The organism is Geminocystis sp. GBBB08 (assembly GCF_016743215.1).
Classification (GTDB): Bacteria; Cyanobacteriota; Cyanobacteriia; order Cyanobacteriales; family Cyanobacteriaceae; genus Geminocystis.
Window position 1 is genome coordinate 1 of sequence record NZ_VRZC01000167.1, and the last position, 8,202, is coordinate 8,202.

At 30.8% G+C, this 8,202-nt stretch carries 6 protein-coding genes; 5 read left to right on the forward strand and 1 reads right to left on the reverse strand.

What is annotated here, in order from left to right; translation table 11 throughout:
- Positions 1 to 383: 383 nt before the first annotated feature.
- Positions 384 to 1,424, reverse strand: coding sequence for a glycosyltransferase family 2 protein (locus tag FWJ34_RS16210; RefSeq protein WP_308256384.1), 1,041 nt, complete (start codon positions 1,422 to 1,424; stop codon positions 384 to 386).
- Positions 1,425 to 1,437: 13 nt separating this feature from the next.
- Here FWJ34_RS16210 and FWJ34_RS16215 point away from each other — a divergent pair, with 13 nt between their 5' ends.
- The 5 genes from FWJ34_RS16215 to FWJ34_RS16235 form a co-directional block, all read left to right on the forward strand.
- Positions 1,438 to 3,129: an LIC_10190 family membrane protein gene (locus FWJ34_RS16215; RefSeq protein ID WP_308256385.1), complete on the forward strand. Its 1,692-nt coding sequence runs from the start codon at positions 1,438 to 1,440 to the stop codon at positions 3,127 to 3,129.
- A 392-nt stretch (positions 3,130 to 3,521) separates the two neighbouring features.
- Positions 3,522 to 5,141 (forward strand): alkaline phosphatase family protein, encoded by a 1,620-nt coding sequence (locus FWJ34_RS16220; RefSeq protein WP_308256386.1) that lies wholly within the window; start codon positions 3,522 to 3,524, stop codon positions 5,139 to 5,141.
- Positions 5,098 to 6,066, forward strand: coding sequence for an NAD-dependent epimerase/dehydratase family protein (locus FWJ34_RS16225; RefSeq protein WP_308256387.1), 969 nt, complete (start codon positions 5,098 to 5,100; stop codon positions 6,064 to 6,066). The genes FWJ34_RS16220 and FWJ34_RS16225 overlap by 44 nt, the downstream gene beginning before the upstream one ends.
- A gap of 720 nt (positions 6,067 to 6,786) precedes the next feature.
- Positions 6,787 to 7,977: a glycosyltransferase family 4 protein gene (locus FWJ34_RS16230; protein WP_308256388.1), complete on the forward strand. Its 1,191-nt coding sequence runs from the start codon at positions 6,787 to 6,789 to the stop codon at positions 7,975 to 7,977.
- Positions 7,961 to 8,202, forward strand: a 242-nt coding sequence (locus FWJ34_RS16235) for an HD domain-containing protein (RefSeq protein WP_308256389.1), incomplete at its 3' end; no start/stop codon positions are given. The genes FWJ34_RS16230 and FWJ34_RS16235, both read left to right, overlap by 17 nt.

The following is an 8,202-nucleotide window of genomic DNA, read 5'->3' on the forward strand; positions in this document are numbered from 1 at the left end:
GGAATTAGTCCATCCAAGCTACTGGTAGAACATCAGAAAGTTACGGCTAAGTCTGAAAATTTCAGATTTGAGAAATCAGGATACATCAATGACGTTAGTTGTTGAGCCTAGCAACCCTGTACAACGCGCGTTTGTTTCAGTGGAGTAGCAGTCAAGTAATTGGCTGTTCAGAATCGCCCGTTCGTCAGCTTAACGGGTGAGTATGTCAAGAATGTTTAATCTTAACTGGACTCATAACAATTTGTCCCCATTTATTCAATTCAATTTTGAATGGTAAATTTTGTAATTGTTTATCTTCGCAAACTTCTTCCCATCTCATAGTTATTTGTCCAAAGTAAGTCAAGTCACTTACTGAGAATTTTAACTTAAACTATTCATATCTATTATTTGATTTGAGTAATTAATTTTTTTAGCCAAAAATTTGCAGTACCTAAAGTAAACCCTAAACCACTATAGAAATAATAGAACCAATGCCACGGCAATACTTGAAGGGTAAATATTAAACCTCGCTTTTGTTGAAAAAATCGATAAACGGGTAAATTTAAGATAGTTAGGATTACAATTAAAACTATGTTGAGAAAAATTAACTGTTTGTACCAAAAAATCGGGATTAATAATATTAAGAAAAGATAAACCAAAATAACACTAATACGGCTAGAATATTTTAAGTTAAGATCATTAGTGAAACTTGAATTTTGATGTATTAATTCTGTCCAGGGTAAAGCACGATAAAAAAAATCTGCCCGTAATAGTGAATATATTGTCCATTTTTTCAGGTGTTTGACATAAATGTCTTTACAAAGTAAGATGCGTACTGCGTAGCCGATTCCTTCGGGATCGCCCTTTTTCTTTAAGCGATACCCTAACTCAATATCTTCTACACTGGGAAAGCGATAATGTTGGTTAAAACCGCCAATTTTGAGAAAAATATCTCTTTTTATCGCTCCACAAGCACCCCAAAAGGTAGATGCTTCCCGTGAGCCAATCTGATGATTATAATGGTGAAATAAATTTTTATACTGAGAAAGAAAATTACTCGCACTAGGGGAATCATCATAAGAGCCAATTATAGCGGATACTTCTGGATTCTCCTGAAAAACTTGAAGGATTTTGGCCAAGGTATCATGATGAATTGTCACATCGGCATCCATAAAAAAAAGAATCTCACCTTTTGCTATGTCTGCACCTCTATTTCTGGCTGTAGCTGGCCCCTGATTTTCCTCTAGTTGTAATACTTTATCTGTGAATTTTGTCGCCATTTGGTAAGATTCGAGATCAACTCCATCAACTACAACAATAACTTCAAGAGGAAACACCGAAATATTTTTAAAACTTTCTAGGCATTGAGAAAAGTTGTCACCTCCCCGATAAACGGGAATAATCACAGAAATAGATAAAGGGTGTAAATTATTGTTATTCATCATCATAGTTACTTTTATGATTTCATTTTTAATAATTTGGTTAATTCTCCTTGTTGTCTGTCTTTGCGTTGGTTTATTAATTTTAAATATCTGTAATATTTCGCCATTGATTCATCGGTACGATCTCACTATACTCGCAATTTGGTTAGGAATAGTAATTCTTTGTTTAAATTGTATAACTTTGGCTCTATTTGTACCATTATCTCCTTTGACAGGGGCAATATTATCTTTATTTTGGGTATTAATTGCTTTATTTTCTACCAAAATAAGGGCTGAATTTAATCAATTATTAAAGTTAATTTCACTGCAAAATTTTATTAAAGGTTTAATTATTGCCAGTGCAATCGCACTTTTTACAACTCAGCAAATTATCTGGTTTGATACAGGATTATATCATCTAGGCTCAATTCGTTGGATAGCAGAATTTGGTAGTGTCAGGGGGGTGACTTTAATTAATTCAAAATTCGGCTTTACTTCTTCTTGGTTTGCCTTTTCAGCACCCTTAATTTTAGATTGGGAAAATGGAAAAATTAGTGCCATTAGTAATGGATTTTTAATGTTAGTTATTTTTCTGCATCTGTTAATTATTTTCACTAAATTAAAAAGCAAAAATTTAACTATAGCTGATGTATTTATTAGCTTTTTTATAATACTAATTATGACATTTTATATTTTTGATAATTTCCATGGTAATAGCTTAGTTTCCTTTTCTAATGATATTCCTGTTTCTTTACTAATTGGTGTTACTTCTTGGTCAATGCTAATAATTAATGAACATTCTTATATACCATCAAAGCAATTTAAACTAAATAGTCATTTAATTCCAGTAATTTTAAGTATTGGTGCTTTTACTATCAAGTTAACTGCTATTCCCTTTTTAGCCACAATTATATTATTTTATTTTTGGCAAAATAGACCTAATGTAAAACATTTTTTAATAATAATTTTCTTGACATTTATATTAATTTTACCAAATAGTTTATTTGCCATTAAAACATCTGGTTGTCCGATGTATCCCTCAAGCAAAATGTGTTTAAATGTACCTTGGAGAATTAAGGCAGAAACTATCAAAAAAGAAAATGTTAATATTACGGGTATAGATAGAGAAAAAACCAAATATAACCCAATAATTAATTTAATCAAAAAAAGATGGAGTTGGTTTAAGTCCTCTTTCAAAATTCAAATAACGGTTGGTTTATATCTTTTATCTATTATTTTAAGTATTTTAATTGTTAAACAAAAAAATATAAAATTAAAATTAACTCAAAGTTGGTTAGTTTTCTTAAGTATTTTTGGAGTAACTTTTGTGATGATGATTATTCCTCTAATTCGTTTCGCAGTTGGTTATTTTTTAGTTTCTATTAGTTTATTTTTTGCTAATTTTTCTCTAAAAGTAGATTTATTTAATACCAAAATTTGGAGAAAATTTAACCAGTTTAGTCAAGAATATTTGATTATAATTTTGACAGTTAGCTTATTTGTGATAGGGGGAAAAAATTTAGATAGTAGATTATTCTTTCCTGCTAAATTACCTGAATTACCCTTAATCAATGCAGAAAATAATGACGTAAAATATACTTATCCTGCGGATTTTCAAATCAAGTGTTGGGGAGCCGATTTGCCCTGCTCCGCTTTACCTATTGAAAATAGTATTCAGTTAGTAGATGGACGAAAAGGGTTTAAGTCGGGATTTCAATATCGTAAATAATTCATTATTATATTATTAATTGAGGTGCGATCGCTTGGTTTTGAAGTATAAGTGTTCTAAGATAGCTAGACAAAGATGCTAATTGTGTTCAACTTAGGCTATATTACATTGGTTGGGTTTTCATTTATAACCATTGCCATTAAAAAATAGCTGTACCTTACTATTTAGATAAACGCTATATCTATTGCTCCTTTGGTAAACTAATAATTAATTAATCTTCTAACAATAAATTAATTTTATCCAAAAGTTTTTCCACTTTCTCCCACTTCTTCGGTTCTGTTTCCCATAGTTTCTTTGAATTAGTCCTTATTTAGAACAATGTTGTGTCAGACTCAAAATTTAATGATGAACTATGATCAAGTTAATAAAAAAATATTTATCTAAGAAGAAAAATGATTATTGTAATTGCTTTAGATTCGGCAGATCCTGATTTAATTTCTACTTGGTTGGATGAAGAAAAACTTCCTTTTTTACAATCCTTAAAACAAAAGGGAATTTTTACAAAAGTTAATTCTTTAGCTAGTATTCTTTCTGATGCACCTTGGTCATCTTTTAATACGGGAGTTTCTCCGGGTAAACATGGTTATTATAATTTTCAAAGGTTAGAAAAAGGAACTACTAATATTATTAGAGTGAATGCTCGATCTTACTGTAAATACTTGCCTTTTTGGCATAAATTCTGTCAAACTGAGCAAAAAATAGCGGTTTTTGATTTACCTAAAACTTTTCCTTTGGAGGATATTAATGGTGTACAAATAACAGGATGGGGTGGAGAATATCCCCTGATTCCTACTTGTTCAATTCCTGAAGATAAAGTAAAAGAAATTACAAGGCTTTTTGGTAAATATCACCAACCAAAAGAAATAATTAATCCTAAATTTATTAGTCAAGAAAAACGCCGTTATAATTTATTACTTTCTAACTTGAAACAAAAAACTAAAGCTGTAAAATGGCTATTTGAACAAGATAAATATGATTTATTTTTAGCTTCTTTTGGGGAAATTCATTATGGCAATCATTTCTTTTATCATGATTATAATACTCAACATTGGGCGTATAATGCTCAAAGAGCAAAACATTTTCAATCTGCTTTACCTAATCTTTATCATCAATTAGATCAAAGTTGTGAGGAAATTCTCAAGGATGTGGGTGAAGATGCCACAATTTTCGTGGTTTCAGTTCATGGCATTAGTCCTTATTATGGTGCTAATCACCTTATGTCTGAAATTATGGAAAAATTTGGTTGGCAAGTTAAACCACCTTCTCAAGTTAAGAAAACAAATACAACCAATTGGGAAAAATTTTTAGCAACTTCATGGAGTCAAAAACTTAGAAATATAATCCCTAAAGACATTAGAGGTTTTATTAATGATCGCCTTATACCAACTAAAATACACGATCGAGTACAAAATCACCAGTTTAATGAAAGTATTAATTGGCAAGAAACAAGGGCTTTTTTCTTAAACATTCATTTTCAAGGTTTTATTGGTATTAATCTCAAAAATCGAGAACCATACGGCATTGTTGAACGAGGAGAGGAGTATAATTCCCTTTGTGAAGAAATCATCGCCGAGCTTAAATTATTAATTAATCCTGATACGAATAAACCTGCTATTGAGGAAATTTATCATATTTCCCGACTTCTTCAAGGAGAAAGTATTGAGGAATTACCTGATATTGTGTTTAAGTGGGTAGAAAATCAAGAAATCAAGCAACTTTATCATCCCAAATTAGGTTTAATTTCCGCTACTGCACCTCCTCGCCGAAAAACGAACCATCGAGGAAAAGGATTTTTACTCGCAACGGGTAAACATATTAACTCTAATGCTCAGTTGTCAGAAATTAATGTCCTTGATTTTGCTCCAACTTTACTGTATTTATTAGGACAAAGCATTCCTGAATATATGGAAGGAAGAATTTTAGAAGAAATTATTAGCCCTCAATTTAAAGAGAATAATCCCATTAAGTATGAAAGTTTTAGTGACGGGTGGAACAGGTTTTGTCGGTGGTAATTTAACGGAACAACTTTTAAAAAGTGGCTACCAAGTTAAAGTTATTACCCAAAAACCTGAACTTATCAAAAATGAACAAATACAAATGATAATAGGAGATATTACCGATCGAAAAATAATCGATCAAGCTGTTAATGATTGTCAACAAATTTATCATTTAGCGGCTAAAACTGGACGCTCTCAATCTTCCCCTCAAGCTTTTTGGACAACAAATGTCGAAGCCACTAATTATTTAGCCCAAAAAGCGATCGAAGCTAAAGTCGAAAAGTTTATTTATACCAGTAGTGCTGGAGTTTATGGTATTAATTCTTGCAACATGGTTAATGAACAAAGTCCAACTGATCCAAATACTATTTATCGTCGCACTAAATTAGCCGGAGAAAAAGTCTTACTTTCTTATTATCAAGAAAAAGGATTGCCCGTTGTTATCGCCCGTCTTACCAGTATGGTAGGAAAAAATGGTTTAAATTGGTTAGGATTAACAAAGGCGATCGCAACTCAAAATTTTCAATTATTAGGATCAGGTAATAATGAATTTAATCTAATTCATATTAAAGACGCTGTCAGAGGATTACAACTTTGTGGAGAAGTGCCGACAAGTATTGGAAATTGTTATTTAATTGGTTCAAAAAATCCCGTAACTTTACGAGAATTTGTTACTTTGATTGCCGAGAATTTAGCAGTTAAATTTCCCCAAGAAAATAAGTTTACTTTACCTTTTGAAATATTATTAACTATATCACAAATTTTACATCAAACTTTCAAAATTGAAATGCCTTTAGCTCATCGTTATGAATTGTTTTTAACTTCCCGAATTTTGGACACTACCAAAGCTGAAAATGAATTAGGATTTGTACCGCAATTTTCCTTAGAAGAAGCTGTAATCGAAATGATCCAAAGTTTAAAAAATAATCATTATTTATAAAAATTTTATTAATTAATCATTAGTTGATATAGCAATCCTAAATGATTCGTGACAAAATAAGGACTACAAATTTAAAGGCAAAGGGTTTAAACCCCTTGTTGAATAATAGGTAAAACATTATTTCCTATCTTTAAATATTTCACAACTGATTTAGTATTGCTATAGTCAGATTATTGTAATTGTGATAACAAAAATAATTGTTCAGACAATAAATTTAATAATTTCTTTATCTATTAGTATTTTAATTTTAGTTATTTATCAAGTTAAGCTAAGTTTAATGGGTGTATTCTTTTCTATTCTGATTATTCCTATGATACTATTAGGGTAAGGGATCTGGTTATTAATTTGTGTGTTAAAAATTGTGGCGATCGATTTAGGCGGTTTCCAAAAAAGAATTTACCATTCTTCTTTATAATTCCCTATTTGTTAAGCTTTCTCGTTTTCATTCTCAAATTTTGATTTAACTCAAAACTATAATTAAGAAGAAATCTAGCCATTTTCTCTGATTAGAAAATCAATTATTATTAGAAACCATGATATTTTTTGTAGAAATTGAGTTCAATTTATTGAACGGTATCTATTAGACGTGTAATGAATTACACGTTGAGATAATGGTTTCGAGTCATAAATCCCTTTGCACTCTTCTTGAGAAGGCTAACAGTTTTCGTTCAATTTTTGACGTTACATTTTTTTACTACAAACTTCGATTTATATGCATACATGAAAATTTTACTAATTAATGATTATGCTACCCCCACAGGAGGAGCTGCAATAAGCATCTTAACTTTAAGAGATTTATTACGTCAAAAAGGTCATGATGTGCGCTTATTTTCAAGTTCAGTGCGAATTTCGGGACAAAAACCCTTAGCAGATTATTATTGTTTTGGTACAACTTCAAGGTTTAGAACTTTACTTCAAACAGTTAATATTTTCGCTTGGTTTCGTTTACGTCAAGTTTTAAAGGAATTTAAACCCGATATAGTTCATGTAGTTTTATTTTTAACCCAACTTTCTCCCCTCATTTTGCCTTTACTAAAAAATATTCCTTGTTTACTACAAGTAGTTTGGTATCGTTCAATTTGTCCATTAGGCACAAAAAGATTACCTGATAACTCCATTTGTCAAGTAAAAGCAGGTAAACCTTGTTATGTTAATAGCTGTTTACCTTTGAGAGATTTTTTACCTTTAATGTTACAGATGAATCTATTACGATCATGGTATTTTGTCTTTGATTTAATTGTTGCTAATAGTGATTATGTCAAAACAGCTTTTGAAAAGGAAAATATTAAAGTTTCAAGCGTAATTTATCACGGATTTCCAAAACAAGAAACTCGATCAAATTTATCGTCAATCCCTCTAGTTGGTTTTGCCGGGCGTTTAGTATCCGAAAAGGGTGTAGATTTATTAATAAAGGCTTTTAGTGATGTTGTTAAAGTAATTCCTAATGCTCAATTAATCATCGCTGGTAGTGGTTCAGAAGATAAGAATTTAAAAAATTTAATCAAAGAATTAAACTTAAATTCATCCGTGGAAATGTTAGGTTATATTCCTCAAAAAAAATTAGGTTCTACATTTAATCAAGTGTGGGTACAAGTTGTACCTTCTTTGTGGGCAGAACCTTTTGGTATGGTAGCCACAGAAGCAATGCTTCGAGAAATTCCTGTCATTGCCTCTAAAATAGGGGGATTACAAGAGATAGTCCAAGATGGAATCACAGGAATATTAATCCCCGTTGGAGATAGAAAGGCTTTATCTTCGGCTCTTATTAAATTATTAAGTAATGTTGATTTAATAGAACAAATGGGCAAAGCGGCTCAAAAAGTTGCTTTAACTAAATTTACAGAAGAGATAATGGTAGAAAAATTTAGCCAAATTTATCAAAAATTACTTAAAAATGAAATCAGAAATTAATTGCGCTCAAACTAATTTACAACTTTTTAATCAGCTATATTTTTTAAATTATTCAGAGGATAATTGTCAAAGAGTAGCACAAGCTTATGAATTAGCAACTTCTCTTTTTACGGCTCAATTTCGCTCATCTGGAAAAACATTTATTTCACATTTGGTGGGAACAGCAAGTATTCTGGCAAATCTTTCGGTTTCAGTGGATTTAGTTATTGCTGGTTTGTTACATGC

Coding starts and splice junctions, on each gene's coding strand:
- FWJ34_RS16225 (WP_308256387.1), top strand. CDS start 5,098: ATGAAAGTTTTAGTGACGGGTGGAACAGGTTTTGTCGGTGGTAATTTA.
- FWJ34_RS16230 (WP_308256388.1), top strand. CDS start 6,787: ATGAAAATTTTACTAATTAATGATTATGCTACCCCCACAGGAGGAGCT.
- FWJ34_RS16210 (WP_308256384.1), bottom strand. CDS start 1,424: ATGATGAATAACAATAATTTACACCCTTTATCTATTTCTGTGATTATT.
- FWJ34_RS16215 (WP_308256385.1), top strand. CDS start 1,438: ATGATTTCATTTTTAATAATTTGGTTAATTCTCCTTGTTGTCTGTCTT.
- FWJ34_RS16220 (WP_308256386.1), top strand. CDS start 3,522: ATGATTATTGTAATTGCTTTAGATTCGGCAGATCCTGATTTAATTTCT.